Origin of the sequence: Nitrospirillum goiasense (genome assembly GCF_034427435.1) — a bacterium.
In the GTDB taxonomy this organism is placed as follows: domain Bacteria; phylum Pseudomonadota; class Alphaproteobacteria; order Azospirillales; family Azospirillaceae; genus Nitrospirillum.
The window spans coordinates 1,001,517-1,023,474 of record NZ_JAXQNP010000004.1 but is presented as its reverse complement, the minus strand read 5'-3'; the positions used below and the strand labels follow the sequence as shown (position 1 = coordinate 1,023,474).

At 60.0% G+C, this 21,958-nt stretch carries 18 protein-coding genes; 12 read left to right on the top strand and 6 right to left on the bottom strand.

The window, feature by feature from the left end:
- The first annotated feature begins 33 nt into the window (after positions 1 to 33).
- From ULB03_RS26260 to ULB03_RS26205, 12 genes are all read left to right on the top strand, one after another.
- On the top strand, positions 34 to 567 hold the full coding sequence (locus tag ULB03_RS26260; protein ID WP_322486030.1) for a GtrA family protein: 534 nt from the start codon (positions 34 to 36) through the stop codon (positions 565 to 567).
- 26 nt (positions 568 to 593) lie between these two features.
- Positions 594 to 1,427 carry a glycosyltransferase family 2 protein gene (locus ULB03_RS26255; protein WP_322486029.1) on the top strand — a complete coding sequence of 278 codons (834 nt, stop codon included), beginning with the start codon at positions 594 to 596 and terminating at the stop codon, positions 1,425 to 1,427.
- Positions 1,414 to 2,421, top strand: coding sequence for a lysylphosphatidylglycerol synthase domain-containing protein (locus ULB03_RS26250; protein ID WP_416211194.1), 1,008 nt, complete (start codon positions 1,414 to 1,416; stop codon positions 2,419 to 2,421). The genes ULB03_RS26255 and ULB03_RS26250 overlap by 14 nt, the downstream gene beginning before the upstream one ends.
- On the top strand, positions 2,406 to 3,407 hold the full coding sequence (locus tag ULB03_RS26245; RefSeq protein WP_322486027.1) for a hypothetical protein: 1,002 nt from the start codon (positions 2,406 to 2,408) through the stop codon (positions 3,405 to 3,407). The genes ULB03_RS26250 and ULB03_RS26245 overlap by 16 nt, the downstream gene beginning before the upstream one ends.
- On the top strand, positions 3,383 to 3,889 hold the full coding sequence (locus tag ULB03_RS26240) for an aminoglycoside phosphotransferase family protein (protein ID WP_322486026.1): 507 nt from the start codon (positions 3,383 to 3,385) through the stop codon (positions 3,887 to 3,889). Before ULB03_RS26245 ends, ULB03_RS26240 begins: the two co-directional genes overlap by 25 nt.
- Positions 3,886 to 4,311 (top strand): HAD family hydrolase, encoded by a 426-nt coding sequence (locus ULB03_RS26235; RefSeq protein ID WP_322486025.1) that lies wholly within the window; start codon positions 3,886 to 3,888, stop codon positions 4,309 to 4,311. The genes ULB03_RS26240 and ULB03_RS26235 overlap by 4 nt, the downstream gene beginning before the upstream one ends.
- Positions 4,311 to 5,054, top strand: a complete 744-nt coding sequence (locus ULB03_RS26230) for a glycosyltransferase family 2 protein (protein ID WP_322486024.1) — start codon at positions 4,311 to 4,313, stop codon at positions 5,052 to 5,054. Before ULB03_RS26235 ends, ULB03_RS26230 begins: the two co-directional genes overlap by 1 nt.
- 18 nt (positions 5,055 to 5,072) lie before the next feature.
- Complete coding sequence (locus tag ULB03_RS26225) at positions 5,073 to 5,492, top strand: hypothetical protein (protein ID WP_322486023.1); 420 nt, start codon at positions 5,073 to 5,075, stop codon at positions 5,490 to 5,492.
- 249 nt (positions 5,493 to 5,741) lie between these two features.
- A complete protein-coding gene (locus ULB03_RS26220) occupies positions 5,742 to 7,457 on the top strand; it encodes a hypothetical protein (protein ID WP_322486022.1) in 1,716 nt (571 codons plus the stop codon).
- Between the two features lie 142 nt (positions 7,458 to 7,599).
- Complete coding sequence (locus ULB03_RS26215) at positions 7,600 to 8,724, top strand: acyltransferase family protein (RefSeq protein WP_322486021.1); 1,125 nt, start codon at positions 7,600 to 7,602, stop codon at positions 8,722 to 8,724.
- A gap of 421 nt (positions 8,725 to 9,145) precedes the next feature.
- On the top strand, positions 9,146 to 9,961 hold the full coding sequence (locus ULB03_RS26210; RefSeq protein ID WP_322486020.1) for an ABC transporter permease: 816 nt from the start codon (positions 9,146 to 9,148) through the stop codon (positions 9,959 to 9,961).
- Positions 9,951 to 11,306, top strand: coding sequence for an ABC transporter ATP-binding protein (locus tag ULB03_RS26205; RefSeq protein WP_322486019.1), 1,356 nt, complete (start codon positions 9,951 to 9,953; stop codon positions 11,304 to 11,306). The genes ULB03_RS26210 and ULB03_RS26205 overlap by 11 nt, the downstream gene beginning before the upstream one ends.
- Positions 11,307 to 11,481: 175 nt before the next feature.
- On the opposite strand, the gene ULB03_RS26200 is transcribed toward ULB03_RS26205, so the two are convergent.
- The 6 genes from ULB03_RS26200 to ULB03_RS26175 form a co-directional block, all read right to left on the bottom strand.
- The gene (locus tag ULB03_RS26200) at positions 11,482 to 13,038 is read right to left on the bottom strand and encodes an ISL3 family transposase (protein WP_322486245.1); all 1,557 of its coding nucleotides are present in this window, start codon (positions 13,036 to 13,038) and stop codon (positions 11,482 to 11,484) included.
- Between the two features lie 84 nt (positions 13,039 to 13,122).
- On the bottom strand, positions 13,123 to 13,956 hold the full coding sequence (locus tag ULB03_RS26195) for a hypothetical protein (RefSeq protein ID WP_322486018.1): 834 nt from the start codon (positions 13,954 to 13,956) through the stop codon (positions 13,123 to 13,125).
- Positions 13,957 to 14,309: 353 nt separating this feature from the next.
- Positions 14,310 to 15,791 (bottom strand): M20/M25/M40 family metallo-hydrolase, encoded by a 1,482-nt coding sequence (locus tag ULB03_RS26190; protein ID WP_322486017.1) that lies wholly within the window; start codon positions 15,789 to 15,791, stop codon positions 14,310 to 14,312.
- A gap of 95 nt (positions 15,792 to 15,886) precedes the next feature.
- Entirely contained in the window at positions 15,887 to 17,035 is a 1,149-nt protein-coding gene (locus ULB03_RS26185; RefSeq protein WP_322486016.1) for a phosphatidylinositol-specific phospholipase C1-like protein, read from the bottom strand.
- 68 nt (positions 17,036 to 17,103) lie between these two features.
- Positions 17,104 to 19,368: a GH92 family glycosyl hydrolase gene (locus ULB03_RS26180; protein ID WP_322486015.1), complete on the bottom strand. Its 2,265-nt coding sequence runs from the start codon at positions 19,366 to 19,368 to the stop codon at positions 17,104 to 17,106.
- A 44-nt stretch (positions 19,369 to 19,412) separates the two neighbouring features.
- Positions 19,413 to 21,614, bottom strand: coding sequence for a TonB-dependent receptor (locus ULB03_RS26175; RefSeq protein WP_322486014.1), 2,202 nt, complete (start codon positions 21,612 to 21,614; stop codon positions 19,413 to 19,415).
- Between the last annotated feature and the right edge of the window lie 344 nt (positions 21,615 to 21,958).

The window sequence follows — 21,958 nt, the reverse complement described above, 5'->3', positions numbered from 1 at the left end:
GGGGCGGTCCGGATCATCATTGATAGCTAGGGCTTGCCATTGCCCGCTTTCGGACAATATCCTCCGGCGCTTTTTCCGGGCTGCGGCGACGCCAGCCCCGGATCCGGATATGGCAAGGGGTGGGATGTGGGAAAAGTTGGCGTGCGCCTTTACCGGTTTGCCCTGATTTCCGGGGCGGGGTGGGCCATGGACATGGCCACGATGACGTCGCTTGTTTGGCTGAAGGTCCCGACTTTTCCTGCCAACCTAATCGGCGCCAGTTTGGCCCTTACTTTTGTCTTTTTCGTTTCCCAGCGGCACATCTTCGTCCATGACGGGCATCTGCTCGGTCGGCAATTCTTGTACTACTGTTTGTGGCAGGTGGCCGCTGTGTCGGTTGCGTCGCTCGTCATCTCTTTCATAGCGTCTATGCTAATGATGGTGGATTGGCCGGTATCCGCATCGTGGCTGCCTCCGCATGCTGTTGTGGCATCTGTTTTGGCGAAGGTGATTGTCACTCCTCTGACGCTTTATTCCAATTTCCTATTTATGACCTGGCTGCTAGAGCGCCGGTTTGTACTCTACTGAAATCACGTCATCGAATTGGATTCGACATGACCACCAAGATTCTTTTGTTTGTGCCAATGTATAATTGTGCACCCCAAATTCCCAGAGTCCTGGCACAGTTGAGCGACGCTTCCATCTCCCGTCATTTCGACGGCTTGATTTGCGTTGACAATCGGTCGACCGACAATACCTTGGAAGTTGCGCGGGCCGCATTGGCGAATGTTGCTGTACCTCATCGGGCATTGCTCCACAATGACGATAATTATGGCTTGGGCGGATCTCACAAGGTCGCGATCCAATGGGCCTTGGATCACGGCTATACCCATTTCGTTGTTCTCCATGGAGACGACCAAGGGCACGTAGGCGATTTGGTGCCCCACATTGAATCAGGCGCCTATAATCAGGTTGATTGCTTGCTAGGCGCCCGCTTTATGGCCGGATCGCGCCTGCAGGGTTATTCCCTATTGCGGACGGCCGCGAATATCACCTTTAACTTGATTTTCTCGGCAGTTGCTGGCCAACGGCTTTACGATTTGGGCTCTGGCCTGAATATGTATCGGACGGACGTTTTTTCTGATGGCTTCCATCTCAAGTTTGCTGATGATCTCACCTTTAATTATTATTTGCTTCTAGGCAGCTGCCAACGGAACCTGACGCAGCGCTTCTTCCCCCTGGCTTGGCGGGAGGACGACCAGATCTCCAATGCCAAGCTGTTCCGTCAGGGGCGTCGAATGTTGGCCATGCTGTACCAGCGGGCCTTGTCACCGACGGCCTTCCTTCTTGGGGAGCATCGGGCGGTGGCGCGCGCCGCATATCCGTCGACTGTGATCGAGCGCTGGAACAAAGGTCCAGTGCAGGGGAACGCCAGTGCCGCCCTTTAATCGAGGCTTGGCGCGCCGGCGGCTACGCCGGGGTCTGTTAGCCTTTCTCCCACTGGTAGCGGTACTGGTTTATTTGCCATTCTCACCGATGGCGGAGGGGACCGCCGGTCCATTGGCGCCCCTTCGCCTGGTCATCCTTGCGATCGCGTTCTACGGTTTAGGACATGCGCTGCGTGCCGTTCGTCTGGCCGTTGTGGGGGTGCCGCTTCTGCGCTGGCCTGCCAGGGCCTTGCTCTTGCTGCACTTTCGCACAGCGCCCACGTCCTTTGTCCTGCCATTTAAATTGGGGGAACTCTACCGTTTCCAGCAACTAGGCGGGCTTTCGGTTGACGGTGCCCGCGCTTTGCTCGTGATCGTGGTGGAGCGCATGATGGACGCCATTGTGCTATCCGGTCTGTGCTTTTTCCTTTTCGCCGTTGATCACGGTGTTCCGGCGAACCTTCTCTTCATTGCGGTTGTCTTGTCGGTATCCATCGCCTTGGCCTTGTTGGTTCTAGTCGCCTTTGGGCCTGCGCTGGCCACCCTACAAGGGTACATTTTCCGGCATCACTTCTCTCCTGGATCCCGGACCGCCTTGCGGCTGATCAATTCTTTGCGGCGCGCGATTGCGGTGGCAACCGAAAGCCTGCGCGGTAGCGTACTGATCCTGTTGTTATTGACGGCGGGCATCTGGGCCTGTGAATGGATCAGCCTTGTCGTGCTTCTGGATGGATGGGGCGGTGGTGGCGTGGCAACGGTCATCGGGGTGATCTCCATGGCGCTTTCACCCCAGGAGGTTTCGGTTCTTCCCCAATCCTTGATTTATCTTTACACGCTGGTGGCCTTGCTCTTCATGGGGGCGGCCTGGCCGGTTGCGACGATGTTGCATCTTCGGTATTTCAGCACGGACGCCCGGCGTTCAAACGCGCTGTCCCAGCGGCCGCTCCCCTTGGCGCGCCTTCCCCGCCGCGTGCGGCTCAATGCACTTCGTAGGACCACATGGCATACGCGTTAACCGTGGTCTATGACGACCGCCAGCTTCCGTCACCCGAGATCGAAAGCATCATCGGTGCGGCCCGTTTTTCTAGCATCCTGCGCCGGCGCCGGTCTCTGGGGCAAGAGGTGGCTGGCATCATGGAACGGGCGGGCGCCACGGATTTTTTCCACCTTGCCGATGATCGGGATGGCCTGTTCCTCCTGGAACTGGTGGAGGCTAGCTCTCAGGACCGCATCTTCCTGCGCTTCCCCTCCTGCCTGATGCCGAGCAGGCCCGATGCGCTGCAGGCCGTGGTGGCGCAGGCGGCTTTCGCGCCGGGGACGACTTTGTTGGCTCCGCCAACCGGGGGCGAGGTCGCGGCCCTGCTCACCGCGGCGGATTTGCGTCCGCTGCTGGCGCGCTACGATGATTCGGCCGTACGGGAATTTCACGCCGGCTTGGCTCGCTCCCGTGCGATCATGAGTGATGATCCATGCGGTTTCATGGATTTGCGGCGCGCCGACAGCTTCCTGTCGTTCATGAGTGGGGCCACGGAAACCCGTGCCTTCAATTCGAACCAGATGGAACGGCGCTCTTTGCGCAAAAGCTCCACCGATCGTGCCAAGATGGAAGCGGAATATAATTTCTTCCATGTGGCACCGGAATCGCTGAAGCCCTTCTTGCTGCCAACCTATGATTTCCGGGATGACGGCCAGCGCGCCAGCTACGCCATGGAGCGCTTGGCCATTCCGGATGTGGCGCTGCAATTCATCCACCATGCTTTCGACACGGCATCGTTCGCCGTCCTTCTGGAGCGCTTCTTCGACTTTATCGAGGCAAGGCCCCTGCGCGAAATTGGCGTGGACGCGGTGCGCGCCAATGCCCGTGATACCATCTTGGGCAAAATGGATCGCCGCTTGGCACAGTTCCTTTCGATGGAGGTTGGCCGCCGTCTGGATGCCATCCTTTCCGCCAGCGGGCCTGGCGGGGGGTGGAGGCGATGGCCGCCCGCGCCAGGCATCTGATCGATATCGCCATTCAGCGGGATCCATCGACGGCGCTGGCCATTGGCCATGGGGACCCCTGCTTCTCCAATATCCTTTTCGACCGCCGTACCGGCCTGATGCGCCTGATCGACCCGCGCGGCGCCAAGTCCTTGGATGATGCCTGGATGCATCCGCTTTACGATTTGGCGAAATTCAGCCATTCGATCTGCGGGGCTTACGACTTTATCAACAACGACCTTTTCGACTGTCAGTTGGACGGGCAATTGGTTCTGCGCCTCCAGCTCCAGGATGGCGGGTCACCGGCCGATCTGCGCGCTTTGTTCCTGGAGGCGTTGCAGGATCGCATGCCATTCGGAGAGGGCTCGCTCTTCATCGTCCGGGCCTATGAGTTGTCGCTTTTCTTGTCGATGCTGCCCCTGCATGTCGATCACCCGCGCAAGCTGGCGGGCTTCGCCCTTACCGCTGCCGCGCTGATCCAGGAATTGGAAGACCAGTTATGATCGCCCATACCAATGTCCTCGTCGTCGATGTCGACGGCACCCTGTGCCCCATCAAGGTGGCTGGGCAAAGCTACGCCGACATTCCACCAGAGCCCCTGTTGGTGGGGCGGTTGCGGGAGCTTGCCGCTGAGGGCTGGCGTATCATCCTGCATTCGGCGCGTGGAATGCGGACGCACGACGGCAATCTGGGGACCATCAACCTCGATACGCTTCCGACACTGCTGGATTGGCTGAAGCGGCACGAGGTTCCCTATCATGAAGTTCACATGGGAAAGCCCTGGCCAGGTGACAATGGCTTTTACATTGATGATCGGGCCGTTCGGCCGCGTGAATTCCTGGAACGGTCCTTGGCTGAATTGGATGCCTTGTGCGAGCGTGATCGGCTGGCCAAAGCGGCGGGGGGTGCGGAATGTCAGGAGTGATGGCCATCACCATGGCGGGGTTCGGCTCGCGCTTCGCCAAGGCCGGATACACCGTTCCCAAATATCAGATCGAGGTTTTCGGGCGCCCACTCTTTGACTGGTCGATGCTGGCGCTGACCGCTTTCCGTGATGCCGGCTGGCGGTTCGCCTTCGCTGTGCGGGCGGATGATCGGGCGCGGGATTTCATCACCGAACGGTGCAAGATTCTTGGCATCGACATCGCCCATTTCGCCGATTTGCCGGCCCCGACGGATGGTCAGGCCACCACGGCCCGTATCCTGGCCGCCGCCGCGGAAGACCGGCAACAGCCTTTCGCCATCTTCAATATCGATACCTTTGTGCGCCCAGGGGCCATGACGCCCGACGAGGTTCCCGCTGATTGCGATGGCTGGGTGCCTTGTTTTCCAGGCCCGGGTGAGGGGTGGTCTTTCGTTCGGCTGGGCGATGACGGGAAGGCAGTGGAACTGAGGGAAAAGCAGCGCATTTCCCCCCATGCGACAGTCGGGTTTTACTGGTTCGGGTCGGTGGCCCTGTATATCGACGCTTACGATCGGTTCTTCGCTCATGGTGGCGAGGAGAAGGGGGAGCGCTACGTGGCGCCGCTTTACAATCAGCTCATTGCCGATGGACGTACCGTGCGTATTTCGAATTTGAGTTTGGATGATGTGGGGCAATTGGGAACACCGGACCAGGTAACGTTATTTGAGAAGTCTCCGCCAGCTGGGGCGAAAGTCTATATCTAATTTCTTTTGCAAGTGATTATGCGACAGCTGGGGCGTGCTATGAGAAATTTTCCGATCGCTTCAATAAATGATGACAATAAAAATTCCGACGGTGTGCCAGGATATGTATTTATTATTCTTGAATTTCTTATTTTGTCAGCGTTGATTTCGTATAATGCATTTGGAATATTTTCGAACCGCCCTGCAGGTCTCCCTGCTGAAGCTATCCGGTGCCAGATACCCGCTGCACTTTTAAGTATTCCGGCGATGGCGGCTGGTTTGTTTGGGTTGAAATATCTTGGCAGAATTAAGATAGTTAATGTCACGGCATGCCTATTGTTCTTTTTTGTTTTTCTGGCCGTTCTTTTGTCTTGTGCTCCGGGATGTTTTCGGGAGATTCATATCGTTCCTGGTGGATGGTCAAATCAAGCGTTTGGTCTGGCTGGTACTCTATTGTGAATCCGCTTCTGTTGACGGCTATCTACCAAATGTTTCCGTCAAATCTTGCCTTTGGTTTGGTTCTCTGTGGCAGATGATGCGTCACTGCGTGGCCCATCACCGTCAAGAAGCGCTTAGAGGGCGTGTGATCGTCAACAGGATGCAATTATCTTTTGGTATGTCGTCTCTTGTAGAGAGAAACTCGAGTTGGCTGATATAATTTTTATTAATCAGCTCAGCGCAAATTCTAAACCTGGGAATGGAATAATAATGTCGCAATTTCCAACAGCGCTGAGGCAAGAAGTGCGGATTATTATAGACGGAATCCTTGGTTCACCATGGATCGCCCCTTTGTTTTTTTTGATGGTTGCATGCCTGCATCCGGATGTTCCTGGTTTGTATATGGATTCGGTAAATCCAGATTATATTTCTGTTTTTGTCACACATGCCCGCGGTTGGGTTCCTGCATGGATATACCAGGATAATATTTTTGCGCCGGGTTATAAATATCCTTTGCTAAACTCTCTGTATGGCGGCAATGTCACCGGGTATATTGCCGCAGTATTCTTTAGTTTTTTTGGATATGGCGTCACCGCTTTGCGCATTTATCATGCGCTCATTGGCGTGTCTTTGGTATTTGTCGTTTATTCTCTGATCCTTTTTGGAACAGGAAGCCGGGGCTGGGCCAGTATTGCTACTACCGTCTTCGCCATAGATCCCGCTTTTATATTTGCGTGGCGGACTCAATATTACCTTCAGCTTTTTCCTCTTTTAGCTTTTCTTCCAGGCGTTCTTATTTTAAGTCGCTCCCTGAATGAGGATAGAAGATTTGGTAAAATCTTTTTTGCTGGAGTTTTAATTGGCCTGAGTGCATTCTTCTATTTCATATTCGCGCTTTATGCCGCAGTTATTTTGGCCGTATTGATTTACCTTTGTCGCTTACAGCGCAGGCCGGTGCTGCGGCCGGGAATATGGTATGTTGTCGGCGTGGTGATTGGCTACCTGCCATACATTTATGCGCACGCGTCCATTATCGCGCAGGAAGGGATGCAGGGCTGGCTCCAAAATTTGCGTTCCTTGCAGAACTCTTACGGAGTCATGAATGGCCAAAAGGAAACGCTGCTGGACCGTGTAAGCTACACGCTCCACGTCATATTTCATGTTTTTGGTGGGAATCCCATCGAGCGACTGTTTTTCGCTGGGATGCCCTCCCAGAATACCAACACCAATGCCATTCTGACGTCGAAGTTGGATTACGGCGCCTGGCTCGTGGTTCTGGCTTGGGTTGCCACCATCGCTTGGGTCGGTTTGGGCGCACGGTGGCGCCAGGGCATCGGTCCGTTGAAGAATTCGTTTGTATTGGCCGTCATGCTGCTGGCGGTGATGGTCACGCACGTCTGCTTCGGGGCCTTCATGGGGTCTCCGTTGGGCTATCAACATTACGTGATGCTCGGGCCCATCTTTGCCATAGCTGGGATAGTGGGTGTTGCCGCATTGGCAACAGAGCTCGGCCCACGCAACCCGCGAATCCGAATCCCCTTCCGCGGCTTAGCCCTTGCCAGCCTGGGCGTTATCGCCCTTGCGCACACGGCTCGGGATGCGTTTCTTTACCGCCAACTCGAAGTCACCGGCGGCGTGGGTGTCTATTCCGATGCCATCAATCGGTTGGCGGCATATTCTTTCGATGCACCCCCGGATACGGTGTTCGCATTCCCGCAGTGGGGCTACTGGATGGGGTTCGTGGTGGCAACGGGCGGCCGCCAGGAGGTCTGGGCCAATGGAAACGTTGATGATTTGATCAAGCGCATCAATTCAGCCGGGGCGCGCCAGCACTACATGATCATTTTGCAGCCCAAGGTTCTTGATAGCGCGATGGCCCAGTTGAGGGAGGAAGGGCACTTGGTCGATGTGAAATCCTATCCGATCAAGGACCGTTCTGGAGAGGTGGTGGTCGTGGCTACGCTTTGGGATCCCAAGCCAGACTGAGCTGGGACGGTCAGGCCTACGAAAGCGGGCCGGGGGAGTGGAGCGGGGCACAGCGTTTGGATTCAGCGCTACGTCGCATTGATAGAGTATGTTATATACGCCGCTCGACATTCCTATCCGAGCACTCGTGAAGTTGGAACAAATGATATCTTCAGCGGCCAGTGGATTTGATGTTTTCAACAAAGAAAAGAACAACTTTAATCTGGTAAGATTGTTCGCAGCACTGGCTGTTATATATGCTCATTCGCATGCCATATCGCCCACTCCGGGTCTTGTGGATGTTATTGCTGCCTATACGGGGGGAGTTGCTCATAGCGGGTCTATCGCCGTAGACATATTTTTTTTTCTGAGTGGTGCGTTAGTTCTAAAAAGTTTGGTTGAGACGCCGGATCTTTCGGGTTTTGTCTTGAAACGTGTAATGCGCATTTACCCAGGCCTCATTGTCTGCTGTGCTATTGTTACTTTTTTAGTGGCGCCAATTTTTGGAGGTCAGGACTTTTTTTATGTTTTTTCTCAGTCACAGGCTTGGCGTTATTTTTACATGAATAGCCTTGCGGTCTGGAATGAGCATGTCATCCCCGGAATATTTTCTGACCATCCTTATCAGGGTCTGAATGGTTCTCTTTGGTCTGTTACTCTAGAGGTCCGGTTGTATTTTGTGCTGGCTCTCTTTGGCCTATTTGGCCTTGCTGTGAGTCGAAAGATAATACAGATAGCGTTATTTTCCTCTATATTGTTAATAGCGATTTGCCCGGGTGCTATCCCTATTCTGGGAAACAATCAAGATACCTTTGGGAACTACGATTTTCCGTCGCACGCCATAATATTTTTTATTGGTGGTCTCTATTATTTGCTTCATGACAGTTTTAAATTTACTAAATGGACTTTGCTTGTATCGATATTTTTAATGTTGCTTACCCGTGGTACGCCCGCATTCCCAATCATGATTAGTACGGTAGGTATTACTTTAGCGCTGCTTTTTGGTACCAGCCGCGTTGCATTGCGGTTCCCGCTTCAGAATGACTTATCGTATGGAGTTTACCTCTACGGTTGGCCCTCTCAACAAATTACCCGCACTTTGTTTCCTCATAGTGGCCCGCATTTAAATGCAGCCGTGGCTATGATTATTGCCTTGGGTCTGGCGGCATTATCCTGGAGGTTGGTGGAGCGGCCCTGCATTAATTTGGCACATGCCCTGGCGAAGAAGGGCTTTCCTTTCCGTAAGCAACCTTCAACCTTTTCGGAAAGGCCCACTGTCGCGCTTTGACGATGTCGGAGCGCGTCCGCCGGGGATAGTTCTGTCATGCCTAGGTTAGGCTCCACAGATTAGGTGCCGCAGCCTGCAGATTGATCGAACCTGTCTAATTTGACGCTGTCCGTTCCTCACCCTGGTTTGACGGACATGTGCGCGTATAATCTTCTGATACCACCTCGGAGAGGGGCGGGTTGGAATCACCTTGTGGCTGAGCGCGTTGGTGCAAGGCGGGGCGGATCGGCACGGTCACCGGCACTATGTTCGGTTCTGGTGATCCTGAAAAAGGGGGGCGGGTTAGCTTGAGTCTTGGCCGGCGACGTCGTATACCCGGCCCCTGAGTTTCCATGCCATTGGATGGCGGGGGCGCGTCGGTGCCTCTTGTGCGCTGGTGGTTCCGCTAATCCGAGTAGCGTATTCTGTCCGAGGCCTATTGATGTCCACCGCCGCAGTGACGTCGCCGTCAATCATCAGCCGTCTTTACGCCAACAGGCGTTTGATCTTGCGCCTCACGGCCCGGCAGCTCAGCGCCAAATGGCAGGGCACGATGCTGGGAATGGTGTGGTCCATCCTAACCCCGCTGCTGACCTTCGCGGTCTATGGCTTCGTCTTCACTCAGATTTTTCACTCGCGCTGGTCAGGCTCCCTGTCGTCCACCAGCTACCCCTTGCTTATTTTTTCGGGGCTGGTGACGTTCTCCATCTTCGGCGAGACGGTCAACGCCGCCCCCACGCTGATTCTGGAGAACGCCTCCTATGTCAAGAAGGTGATCTTTCCGCTGGAGATCCTTCCGATCGTCAGCATCCTGGTCAATACCGTGAACGCCGGGTTTGGCCTGGTGATCCTGCTGGTCGCGCAATTTATAACCATGGGGTCGCTGTCGTTCGGTTTGATCTATGTTCCCATCATCATTCTGCCCTTGGCCGTTGCGACGCTGGGTGTGGCCTGGTTCCTTGCATCCCTGGGGGTTTTCATCCGCGACATGCGCCATATCGTCGGGGTCGCCACATCACTGCTGATGTTCCTGACGCCCATCTTCTATGCAGCCGAAACCGTGCCGGACTCGTTCAAGCCGGTGATGAAGCTGAATCCGATCGCGCTGACCTTGGAGCAAATACGCGCCGCCCTTTTCCTGGGGCAATTTCCAGATCCGCTCGATTACCTGGGGCTCTGGGTCTATGCGCTGTTCATCGCATCCCTAGGATACGCTTGGTTCGCCCGTAGCCGGAAGGCTTTCGCTGATGTCCTCTGAAATCGCTCTCAAGGCCGACGATCTCGGTAAGGCCTATCTCATCTACAAGCGCCCCGAGGACCGCCTGAAGCAGATGCTGTTTCGCTGGCGTCGCTTCTATGAGGAGTACTGGGCGCTGCGGGGCGTCAGCCTGGAGATCAGGAAGGGCGAATCCGTTGGCCTGGTCGGGCGTAACGGGGCGGGCAAGTCCACCTTCCTGCAATTGGCCGCAGGCATCATCCAGCCCACGACCGGCAGCATTACCACCCGTGGGCGCATCGCCGCGTTGCTGGAGCTGGGCGCCGGTTTCAACCCGGAATTCACTGGGGTGGAAAACGTGCGCCTATCGGCCGCGATCCTGGGGCTCAGCAGCGAGGAGATCGAGGACCGGTTCCAGTCCATTGCTGAATTCGCCGCCATCGGCGACTTCATCAACCTGCCGGTCAAGCTCTACTCCAGCGGCATGTACGCGCGGCTGGCCTTCGCCGTCGCCGCGCATGTGGACGCCAGCATCCTGATCGTGGACGAAATCCTGGCGGTGGGCGACGCGGCTTTCACCCAGAAGTGCATGCGCTTCATCCGGAAGTTCCGAGAGAACGGCACTTTGATCTTCGTGTCGCACTCTCCAAGTTCCATCATGTCCCTGTGCGATCGCGCCATCTGGATCGACGGTGGCGAGGTGCAGGAGGTGGGTGACGCTAAGGTGGTCTGCGATAACTACCTGGCCTCCCTTGATCGTGAGCGGGACAATGGCGCCTCTTTCAAGATTGGCGGCCGGCGCCGGTCCAAGGAAGCGTCGGCTCCGGCGGTTCGCCTCCCCAAGGCCGTGAACCCCATCCAGGTGTTCTCTTTCGATCCGGAAGCCAGCTGGTACGGCCGCCGCGGCGCCACCATCGAAAGTGTCCGCTTCCTTAGCAGTGATCGGATGCCCCTGCAGATCATGCACGGCGGCGAGGAGGTCATTCTCCAGATACGCTGCAGTGTGGCGGATGAGCTGTCATCCCCCATCGTAGGCTTTTATATTCGAGACCGCTTGGGACAGAACCTCTTCGGCGACAACACGTATTTGCGCTACGAGAGCGACCCCGTGTCCGTGCAGGTAGGGCAGGAGTTGTATGCGGAATTCCGCTTCGAGATGCCCTACCTGCCTACTGGTCAATACGCAGTCTGTTGCGCCATCGCCAATGGCTCCCAGCAGGATCACGTGCAGCATCACTGGTACGATGAGGCGCTGATTTTCGACGTCGCCTCCAGCCATATCGTCCAGGGATTGGTTGGTATTCCGATGCTCGGCGTGGATTTGCATGCGGTCGACATCAACGGGGGAGCGGCAAATCCGTCCCCGACTGTTGCCGTGGGGGAATGATACGGGGTTCCTGGAACCCTTGGTTTGAGGCGCGCGCGCAACGCCAGCAGCCTGTCATGGCGTGCGAGCGCGCTTCCTCTTGTCAGTGATGTTCCAGACCTGTCAATCGGCGGCGTAACGGGACCCCGTATCGGCGCCCAATAGGGGCTCTGACGCAATTTTGGTGATGGCCAGATCATCCGACGCCGATTACGCGGGCCTGGAGCAGGTCGAGCTTCCCGCGACCGTACATCTGGCGTTTGACGAGTTTGAGCTTGGTGATCTGCCCCTCGGTTTGGCCATTGGACCAAGGCGACGTGATGGCAGCGGCAACGGCTGCGCGGTCCTTGTTGATGCCGTTGGCGAAGGACGCGACCAGGCCGCCTTTGGCCCGCTCCAACCAGGGATCGAGGTCGGCGAGTGACTTGCGCCGGATCATACCCTGGAAGTCGGCGACAACGTTCCTGGTATCGACCAAGGTGGGGATACTTCCTTCAATCGCGGCGACGAGGACGGTTTCGGCCTTGGTCAGGGCATCCCGCCCCAGGGTCATGAACCGGGCGATGGTTCGTGCCGACGGCGTGCGGCTCAGGGCCTCCGCCCCCATCTGATCAGCCCGGCGGCGGCGGGTCGCCCACTCGGCGACCACCCGTAGGGAGCCCCGGAATCCCTGCTGTTGCAACCGGCGCCAGAGGTCAGCGCCATTGTGGTGGCCTGCCGCCCACTGCTGATCCAGCCAGGGAAGATGCACCTCAAGGGAGCTTTCCCGCGTACGGAAGATGTCCGACCTCTGGCCACGCAGGATTTTCCGCACCAGGCCGCGACTGTGGCCCGTCCGGCGGACGATTTCGCGGATCGACATGCCTTCCTTGGACAGCCGCTGGATGGCGGCATTGGTTTCCTCACGGCGGACGTAGCCGTCGTATTGCAACTTCTCCGCCGCCGTAAGCAGGGCGGGATCGATGGTGGTGGCGCCCACCGCGACGCGGATCTGTTTCATCGACTTGCGCACGGCATCCAGAAAGGCGCGGCTGGCGTTCTCCATCAAGTGCCAGCGGTCGGCCACCTGGGTCGCGTCCGGCAAGGCCTTGGCGGTTGCTATCGCATAGCCGCCCCCGCGATCCCGCGCGACGGTGCTGACCTGGGGTTGGCCTTCAAGCCAGGCCTGGACGGTCGCGGGTTCGCGATCCGGCAACAGCGCGATGGTCCGGCGGCGCTCAAGGTCGCAGATCAGGGTTCCGTAGCGCTGGTTACGGCGCCAAGCCCAGTCATCGATCCCGATAACGGTCGGCGGCACGAACTTCGGACTGCCTTGGCGGCGAACCACGCGTAGCAACGTGTCGTTGCTCACCGGCATCATCAGCCGTTGCGCCATCGCCGCCGCCGGTCGGCCGCCCAGCGCCAGGCCCAGGTGATGAATGATCTTGTCCAGCCTCGCCGTCCGGCGGGCCCGAGGCGTCAGGATGGTCGGATCGAACCGTTCGGTGAAGACGCGCCGACCGCACAGAACCGCATCACAGAAGAACCGGCGGGCGAGCAGGGTCAACTGAGCCGTGCGACCGGCGGCGGGGAGATCCATCAATCGGCGTCGATAGCGACTATGAACCCGGCGGGACGGCGAGCCACACCCAGGGCAACGGCTGACAGCACTGGATGAACGGACGCTGAGCCGGATCACCGTGCCGTCATCAGCGACGTCGATGATCTCCATGCCGGGAAGGACAAATGTTGAGCGGAATATCTTTGGGTGCATCGCCTTGATCCCATTGGAAAAGCGATCACAAAAGGACACCCTGATTTCATCAAAATTGAGTCAGAGCCCTTATTCCATGCCGATTCACACCAGACCAGCGTGTGCCAGTAGGTCTCTAAACCTTTTTCGAGCATAGTTGTAGAGGGCGAGGTCCTGGCTGTTTGCGGCCATCAGCCTTTGATACAGACTATTTCCCAGCTCCGATCGCGCCTTTTCAAGGACCTCCTCCTCCGTGAGTGCGGTTTCCGTGGAACTATTCTCGCGCACCGGCTGCAGATTCAGGTCCGGAAAGAAGGGGCGATAAGCGTGGTTAAATAAACCACACGACGCATCGAATTCCCGCACGATACCGAAGGCCGACAAACTATTAAGGAAGCCAATCGCTTCAGATAAATCCTCCGCTGTGGCTTCGGCATCCTGGATGTTCTTGTACCGGAACGAGGCCGATGAAAGATGGATGACTTGGTAGTCGCGTAGAACCACACCCACGCCCGGCGTGTCCAAAGACCACTCAATGTATCCACGGAAGTCGTTCGTGCTGGCCACGGCGTGGTCGTGCTGGGCAGGATCTCTGCGTCCGAAATGATATATGGACCGCGCTCTGTCGATAGGGTGCCGCAGCAGAACAATGGGATGGATGTGTGATCCTGGTGTTGGTGGCCGAACTTTGTGGGAGGATATGGCGATGGCGTCTAAGTTTTCCTTGAAGAAATTCGCTAATTGGCTCGCAGTAAGTGCAAATTTATCTGAATTTCCCTCAAATTCAAGCCATCTACGTCCATATATTTTTTCAAGCTGATGATCTATGCTTGTCCCGGCATTTTTGTAAATATGATAATGTACAATAATGTCTCTTTTTGGATTTGGATATCTATAAACATGGGGGTTAATCAATCTAGAGACAGCCTGAAAGATCATATCTCGCCATCCGGAGCCATTTTTTCTCTCGAAATTTCTAAAAGCTATTGAATTATACATTAATTCATTCGGCGTAGAAATATGACAAATGCATTATACCTTTGGTCTCGAAGCGGTGGGGCGCCTTCATGCGCTGGTTTGCTCTCAGGGGATCAATTAAAGATTGATGATGGTGCTGCGAGGCTGCATTTTCCTGGCAACCTATGCGCCATCTCCCGTACCGGCCGCTGGGGACAGTAAATCATTGTCATTTGTGACGGCACCGGCACATGACAATGCTTCTCCTGGCCGACAGCCAGGAGAAGCGCAACCGTGGATAACCTCGCAAGAGGGCGGGGGCCCCCGCCTACCGTTCACCCCGCGTACTTCTTCACCACGGCGTACAGGAACTCCCGCCCCTCATAGAGGGAGCGGACGCGGATGCGTTCGTTCAGGCCGTGCACGCCGCTGCCGTCGGGGTCGCGGAACATGCCGCTGAGGCCATACGTGGCGATGCCGGCGGCGTTCAGGAAGCGGCCGTCGGTGGCGCCGGTGGACATGGTGGGCACCACCGGCACGCCGGGCCACATCTTGGCCGCGACCTCCGTCACCGGGTCCAGCACCGTGGGCGTCAGGGCTGGCGGGGGTGAGACGGGGCTGGGCTGGCCCACCGCCGTCACCTTGATGGCCGGATCGTCCAGCACCTTCACCAGGGTCTGGCGCACCTCCTCCAGCGGCTGCCCCGGCAGGATGCGGCAGTTGACGTTGGCCTGGGCGTGCTGGGGCAGGGCGTTGGGCGCGTGGCCGGCGGTCACCATGGTGGCGACGCAGGTGGTGCGCAGCGTGCTGTTCCAGCCCGGATCCTGGCTGACGCGCGCGATGGCCGCCGGGTCGGGGTTGTCCTTGGTGATGGCGATCATGTCGGCCCCGACCGCACCGCCGATGACCGGGGACAGGGCGGTGAAGTAGGCCTTGGTCACCGGGTTCAGCGCCACGGGGAAGTCAAAGGCCGCCAGCCGGTTCAGGCCCGCCGCCAGGTGATAGATGGCGTTGTCCTTGCTGGGACGGGAGCTGTGGCCGCCCGGGTTGGTCGTCTCCAGCGTGAAGTCCTGGTAGACCTTCTCCCCCGCCTGGATTTCCAGGGCCAGGTACTTGCCATCCTTGTCCAGGCGGCCGCCGGCCCCCTCGTTCAGGGCGAATTCCGCGTCCAGGGCGTCGCGGTCATGGGCCAGCAGGTACTGCACGCCGTCGAAGGTGTCGCTGGTTTCCTCGCCGCAGGTCAGCGCCAGCTTGATGGTGCGTTTGGGCCGGAACCCTTCCTGGCGCAGTCGGACCAGCAGGTCGGCGAAGACGGCGGCCATGGCCTTGTCGTCGCTGCTGCCGCGCCCGTAGAAATAGCCGTTCTCCTCCACCAGGGTGAAGGGATCACGCTGCCAGTCCTCGCGCTTGGCCTCCACCACGTCGATGTGGGCCAGCAGCAGGAGGGGCTTGGCCGCCGGATCGCTCCCGGGCAGCACCGCGGCCAGCGCGCCGTCCTTGGGCCGCCCCTCCGGCACCAGCACGCGCACGTCGCTTTTCTTCAGGCCGATGGCGGTCAGGCGGTTGGCGACGGCCTGGGCCGCCGCCGTGCAGCTGCCCGACGACAGGGTGGTGTTGGTCTGCACCAACTGCTGGTACAGGTTCCGGAAGGCCACCCAGTCGGGCCGGGTCAGGTCGACCGTGACGCTTTCGGCGCCGGAGGCCGGCCTGCCCGCGTCCGCGGCGAACGCCGTGCCGTTCATGCTGAGGCTCAGCGCCGTGCCCAGGGCCAAAGTGGAGGCCAGGGCGGGGGCCAGTGCCGCCCATCGCGTCATCATCTTCATCGCCTGCCGCTTCCGATGTTCTTGTCAGCAGCAAGAATAGATAACGGTTTCAGGCCCCTGGCAAGGGTGCTGTCCCCCGCCGGCGGCCTTTAGCGGTCCAGCCCCTGGCTGACGCAGTTTGCGCCGGCCGTCACCGGGTTGCAGCGCGCCGCCCCGCCGCCCGGCAGGCTGACGACGAAGCCGGTCGCGGCCGGTTCGGACGCCGGATAGTCCGTGCTGACCATCTGCGCGCCGCTGCCCAGCGCCATGTCGCGGCGGCGGGTGTCGTTGGCCCGCGCCTCCTTGGTGTCGGCGTCCGACCGGGTACGGACCAGGTAACCTTGCCGCACCAGGGTGGTGATGGCCTCGCCGGGGCCGTCGTTCATCTCGATAAAGGCGGCATCGTCGCTGGCGGCCCCGTCAGGGCCCAGCTGGGCGTTGGTGAAGGCCACGCGCCCCTTCAGGCTGGGATGGCCCTCCAGATAGCGGGCGCTGATATTGCGCTGGTCCAGCAGGAAGACGACCTTGCCCCGCGCTTCCTCCAGGCTGGGCCAGCCGTGCGTCCGCACGGCGGCGTTCAGGGTGGCGGCATCGCCCCGCACCCGGTCGGGGGTGATGATCTCATCCGCCTTGAACACTGACAGGATCTCGCGGTCCAGTGCGTCCAGGCTGGCGGGGGTCAGCGCCTCCGGCGTCACGGTGGGGAAGGACAGGGACAAGGTCTCTTCCTTCGTTTCCAGCAGGATGAACAGGGGGACATGGCCCGGGTGCGCCTTGGACCAGGCGTGGATTTCGGCCAGGCAGGCGGTGAAGGGCTGGCAGGTGCTGCGGTAGTCCACATCCTGGACATGCATGACCTTGAAGCCCGGCTTGTCCATGAGGTGGTTGGGATCGAAGGGCGGGTCCGCTGGCAGGCCCGCCCGCGCCGCCAGCCCGGGGCCGGCGGGGTGGGCGTACAGTCCGCCCTTGCTGTCGGCGAAGATGTCCAGTTCCACCTGGCGCACCCCGGCCGACAGCTGGGACGTCAGATCCTGATGGCGGTAATCCAGGGCCGCGTACAGTTCCGGGCGGGTCTTCTTCCACAGCACCGACTCGCTGGCGGCGATGCCGGCGTGATAGCTGTTGTGGGTGCCGATGACCTGGATCTGGTTCATGGCCACCGCGCCCGCGGCGGGCTTGTTCTCCGGGGCCTGGGTGGCGCACGCGGTAAGGGACAAGGCGGCAGCGCCGGCCAGCAGCAGCGAACGGGGGAAAGGCATGGGAAGGCTTTCTCGAAAGGGTTCGGGGCGAAGGCTTAACCGCGTTTGGTTTCAGGACCGTGACGGCCTCAGGGCTGCGACGCTGGGACACACAGCATGGGCCGGTCGCCAGTGGGGTCGGCCGTCGGGTCGGACAGGGAGGGCGGCGGCGTGCCCGTCCCCCAGCGCGTGGGTTCCGGCCCCATGACCAGTTCCAGCACGCCCCCGTCCTTGATCTGGCCATGGCGGAACCAGTTGGTCTCCAGCGGCCGGCCGTTCAGGGTGGCGGACTGGACGTAGCGGTTGAACCGCTCGGCATCCAGGTTATGGGCGATGACGCGGAAGTGCTTGCCCCCGCCCAAATCCAGGTCAGCCTCAGGGAAGCTGGGGGTGCTGATCAGGTAGACGTCCTGGCCGGCGACGGGGAAGAAGCCCAGCATCTGGAAGATCAGCCAGCTGGACATGGCGCCGGAATCGTCGTTGCCGGGAATGCCGCCATGGGTGCCCAGGAATTCCCGTTCCAGGGCGTAGACGGTCATGTCGGCGGTGCGGTCGGGCCGGCCGATCCAGTTGTAATAGAGGGGCAGCAGGAATCCCGGCTCGTTCGACATGTCGAAATGCCGCTTCAGGAACAGCGTGTCCAGCCGCCGCAGGAACCCGGCCTTGCCCCCGGACAGGGCCACAAGCCGCGCCACGTCATGGGGCGCATACAGCGAATAGGTCCACTCATCCCCCTCATAGAAGAAGTCGGGCCAGGTGCCGCGCTTCAGCGTGTTGGGCTCCGCCCAGCTGCCGTCCGGGTTGCGGGGCCGCAGGAAGCCCTTCACCCCCTCCTTCACCAAGGTCGGGTCCCACAAATTGGCCCAGTTGCCGGAGCGCTGGGCATACAGCTTGGCCTCGTCGCGTCGCCCCAGCCCGCAGGCCAGCGTGGCAATGGCGAAGTCGTCGTAGGCGTACTCCACGGTGCGGGAGCCGGAGCGCTCATTGGCCAGGCTGAGATAGCCCTTGGCGTTGTATTCCATCAGGCCGCCGCGCCCCCATTTGCGTGGGTCCTGGGGCGGCACCTCCGCATCCTTGCGCATGCCGGCATAGGCGGTCTTGTAGTCGATGCCGGTCAGGCCCTTCACATAGGCGTCGGCGATGACCACCTCGGCGTTGCTGCCGCCCTGGGTGCGGCCGGTGTCGTTGCCGCTGCGCCCATCGGGCAGGTAGCCCTCATGCCGGTAGATGTCGACCAGCGACCGCACCAGGTCGCGCTGCCGCTCCGGCGCGATCAGGGTGAGCAGGGGGCCGGAGGTGCGGAAGGTGTCCCACAGGGTGTAGTAGTCGTCGTAATAGGGCTCGGCCGAGGTCCAGCCCGGGTTCTCCCCCGTGCGGTCCGAGGGCATCAGCATGGTGTGGTAGAGGGCGGTGTACAGCTGGCGGCGCTGGTCATCACTGGCGCCCGTCACGGCGATGGGCGACAGCGCCTTGTCCCAGGCGGCGGTGGCCTGGGCGCGGATGGCGTCGAAGTCCCAGCCGGGGGCCTCCTTCTCCACAGTGCGGCGGGCCTGGGCGGCGCTGATGAAGGACAGGCCCACCTTCACCTGCACCACCTCGCCCGGCTGGGCATTGAAATCGAAGCTGGCGCCGATGGGCTGGTCGCCGTCCACCGTGGCGGCGGCATCCGGGGACGGCGACCCGCCCGCCCAAGTGCGCACCCGGGCGGGGGCGTGGTCGACCTCCATATGGAAATAGACCTTGTACTCCCCGCCCTCGTTCCAGCCGCCGGTATAGCGGCCCACACCCTCGACCACCGTGGGGGAGATGACCTTCAGGTCGGCCCCCAGGAACTTCTGGGATTCCGATCCCGGCCCCTTGTTCAGGATGGCGGCCAGGTTGACGGTGACATGGGCGTCGCCACCGGCCAGGAAGGTGTAGCGGTGCAGGCCCACGCGCGGCGTGGCCGTCAGCTCCACCCGTGTCTGGTAGCGGGTCAGGGTCGCGGCGTAATAGCCGACCTTAGCCACCTCATCCACCCGTACCGACTTGATGTCGGCGGGGGTGACCTCGCCGGTGACGGGGGCCACCAGGATGTTGCCGTACTTGCCCGAGGCTCCGCTGAGGTGCAGGTGGCTGAACCCCAGCACCCGCCCCGTCCCGGCATAGCCGGAGCCGATGTGGAAACCGTCGAAGGTCTCCATATCCGGCCCCACCTTGACCATGCCGAAGGGCAGGGCGGCGCCCACGAACACCTCCCCACCCCAGTCGATGCCGAGATAGGGGTAGACGGCGTCGCTGGGCCCGGCGGCCTGCGCCGGCCCGGTGGTCCAGGCCAGCAGGAGGGTCGAGACCAGCAGCATCTTCTTCAACATCGGCGTCGCTCCGTCGGATGGCAGATGGCGGACAGGGGGTGCCGTCAGAAGCCGACGGTGACGGTGCCCATGTAGTTGCGGCCCGGCAGGTAATAGAAGGTGGGGTTGGCCAGGTTGCCGCTGCCTTCGGTGGCCGTACGGTTGTTGAACAGGTTGTTGATCATGAAGCTGACCTTCAGCCGGTCGCCCATCTTGTACCCCACCACCACGTCGCTGAACTGATAGTCGGGCAGCTTGACGTTGGGGTTGTTGTCGGCGCGCTGGCCGGTGCCGGCATAGCGGGTGCCGACATACTTGGTCAGGAAGGACCCGAACCAGTTGTCCTTATCGTACATCAGGCCATAGGCGAGGGTGCTGCTGGGGGCGTTGGCGATCTGCAGGCCGGTGGCCTTGACGGCGGCGCTGTTCAGGCTGCCGTTGGCGGTGACGGCCAGGCCATCGATCAGGGTGTAGGTGACCTCCGCCTCAATGCCCTTGTAGATGACGCCGCCCTGGTTGAAATACACCGTGGTGTTGGCGATGCCGTTCACCGTTTCCAGGTCGCTGCTGACCTTGTTGCGGAAGTTGATGTAATAGCCGTCGATATCGGCCACCAGCCGGTCAGTCTTATAGACGAAGCCGGTCTGGTAATTGATCGTCTGCTGCGGGCTGACGCGGTTGGCGCTGGACCCGGTGCTTTCCAGCACGCTGACCTGCGGCGCCTGGAAGCCCATGGCCCACTGGGCGTACACCGCCATCTGGTCGTTCAGGCGGTAATTGACCATGGTTGAGCCCAGGTCGGCGCTGTAATCCCCCTTGTTGTTGTACGGGGCGAAGTTCAGCGGGCCTTGGAAACTGCGCGAAAAATCGATGTGCTTGAAGCCGGGAATGATGGTCAGGTCCGGCAGCGGATGCCATTCCAGCTCGACGAAGGGCTGGGTGGTGTCGCTTTCGGTGATGTAGTTGTTGATGACGCTGCCGAATTTCCGGTAGGGCGTCAGCGCGGTGATGACCCCGGTGGACAGGTTGTAGGACTGCTGGAACTGGGTGTCGCGGGCATGCTCCGCCCAGACGCCGGTGCGGATCGTGGTGGTGAAGAAGCCTTCGCCCACGTCCTTTTCCAGCTTGGCGATGTCGCCCCACGCCCGGTAATAGCCCTGGTTATGGACACCGGGCACGCCGCTGGACAGCAGGGCCGCGTTGGGGGTGGCGCCGGTCTGGTCCGCGCCGGCGATGGCCTTGTCATCCAGGGCGTAGGTGTAGGCTTTGTTGTCGAGGCGCAGGAAGCCCAGGTCGCTTTGCACCCCGATATATTCAAAGTCCGCCTTGCGGTGGTCGACGTTATAGTCCTTGTACTGCTGTGAATTGGGGTCGTCGTTCAGGTTGGCGAAGGATTTGCCGTACTTGGCGGTGGCCGCCCGCGTCTGCTGGGTGAAATTGTTCCAGGTCAGGTCGCTGTAATCGGCGAACAGGGTGACGGTGGTGCTGGCCCCCACCGGCTGCTGCACCTTGATCAGCGCGTTGTCGCGGTTCAGGCCGGCATAATCCAGCAAGCCGTCCGACTGGGTGTGGTCATAGTCCAGCAGGACGCGGGTGCCCTGGGTGGCGGCGATGGCGCCGGTGTTCACGGCGCCATTGCCTTCAAAGCCACCACCGCTGCCGAAGCCCACCATGGCCTTGCCGCCGAAGCTTTCCGCCGGGGTGCTGGACGATAGGGCCATGGTGCCGCCGAAGGTGGCGTTGCCCACCGTGCTGGCGGTGCCGGGGCCGCGGTCCACCACCACATGGTCCAGGGTGGGGGCCGGGAAGAACGAGGTGGTGGCATGGCCGAAGGCGTTGGGATCGCCGAAGGGGATGCCGTCGAAGGTGACGTTGTACTCACCGTCCTGGAAACCGCGCACCGTGGCGTTCTTGCTGGACAGGCCCATGCCGTTGGGGCTGGAATTGCTGGTGCTGGGCGCGAACTGGGCGATGGCCAGATAGTCGGATATGGGCGATGCCACATCCTGGATGAAGTGGCTGTTCAACAGCGATTGCGGCTGCACCGCCGACAGCGAGGCCTGGCCGACCGCCAGGTTGGTGGCCGTGCCCCGCTCCCGGTTCGCGCTGACCACCACCTCTGGCGTCGTGGCTTCGGCGGCGGCATCGGGCGTATCAGCGGCGGGCGTATCGGCGGCCGGGCCGTCCGCGGCGCGGGCGACCGAGGGGACGGTCATGGGGGCGGCCAGCGCCAGGACGGACGCGCTGAGCAGAAGCAGGCGGCGCATAAAGGGGCTCCATCAGGTCAAGAGGGGCCATTCACCCCTCCCACAGGACAGGGCGTGGCCGTTTCTGGTTGGGACGACGCCAAGCCGGGGATCGACGCGTCCTTGCGGTAGAAAGGAAAATTGAAAAATTAAAATGACATGAAAGCATCATCCCCGCGAAAGAGGACGGATGCCATAAAGACCCCGATTTATTGGGTCATGCGCCCACAGAGTGGGCGCATGCGCTAATCACAGGCAAGCGAACGCCAGCCGGACCCAAATCTACCTATGGATGTTTTATCGTTTTTCGAGCGCTATCGCGTTCGGTAGCGAAGACTATCGAATAAGTATTGCCGATTTATGTC

Coding starts and splice junctions, on each gene's coding strand:
- ULB03_RS26255 (WP_322486029.1), top strand. CDS start 594: ATGACCACCAAGATTCTTTTGTTTGTGCCAATGTATAATTGTGCACCC.
- ULB03_RS26245 (WP_322486027.1), top strand. CDS start 2,406: ATGGCATACGCGTTAACCGTGGTCTATGACGACCGCCAGCTTCCGTCA.
- ULB03_RS26240 (WP_322486026.1), top strand. CDS start 3,383: ATGGCCGCCCGCGCCAGGCATCTGATCGATATCGCCATTCAGCGGGAT.
- ULB03_RS26235 (WP_322486025.1), top strand. CDS start 3,886: ATGATCGCCCATACCAATGTCCTCGTCGTCGATGTCGACGGCACCCTG.
- ULB03_RS26230 (WP_322486024.1), top strand. CDS start 4,311: ATGGCCATCACCATGGCGGGGTTCGGCTCGCGCTTCGCCAAGGCCGGA.
- ULB03_RS26225 (WP_322486023.1), top strand. CDS start 5,073: ATGCGACAGCTGGGGCGTGCTATGAGAAATTTTCCGATCGCTTCAATA.
- ULB03_RS26220 (WP_322486022.1), top strand. CDS start 5,742: ATGTCGCAATTTCCAACAGCGCTGAGGCAAGAAGTGCGGATTATTATA.
- ULB03_RS26215 (WP_322486021.1), top strand. CDS start 7,600: ATGATATCTTCAGCGGCCAGTGGATTTGATGTTTTCAACAAAGAAAAG.
- ULB03_RS26210 (WP_322486020.1), top strand. CDS start 9,146: ATGTCCACCGCCGCAGTGACGTCGCCGTCAATCATCAGCCGTCTTTAC.
- ULB03_RS26205 (WP_322486019.1), top strand. CDS start 9,951: ATGTCCTCTGAAATCGCTCTCAAGGCCGACGATCTCGGTAAGGCCTAT.
- ULB03_RS26200 (WP_322486245.1), bottom strand. CDS start 13,038: ATGCACCCAAAGATATTCCGCTCAACATTTGTCCTTCCCGGCATGGAG.
- ULB03_RS26195 (WP_322486018.1), bottom strand. CDS start 13,956: ATGATCTTTCAGGCTGTCTCTAGATTGATTAACCCCCATGTTTATAGA.
- ULB03_RS26190 (WP_322486017.1), bottom strand. CDS start 15,791: ATGATGACGCGATGGGCGGCACTGGCCCCCGCCCTGGCCTCCACTTTG.
- ULB03_RS26185 (WP_322486016.1), bottom strand. CDS start 17,035: ATGCCTTTCCCCCGTTCGCTGCTGCTGGCCGGCGCTGCCGCCTTGTCC.
- ULB03_RS26180 (WP_322486015.1), bottom strand. CDS start 19,368: ATGTTGAAGAAGATGCTGCTGGTCTCGACCCTCCTGCTGGCCTGGACC.
- ULB03_RS26175 (WP_322486014.1), bottom strand. CDS start 21,614: ATGCGCCGCCTGCTTCTGCTCAGCGCGTCCGTCCTGGCGCTGGCCGCC.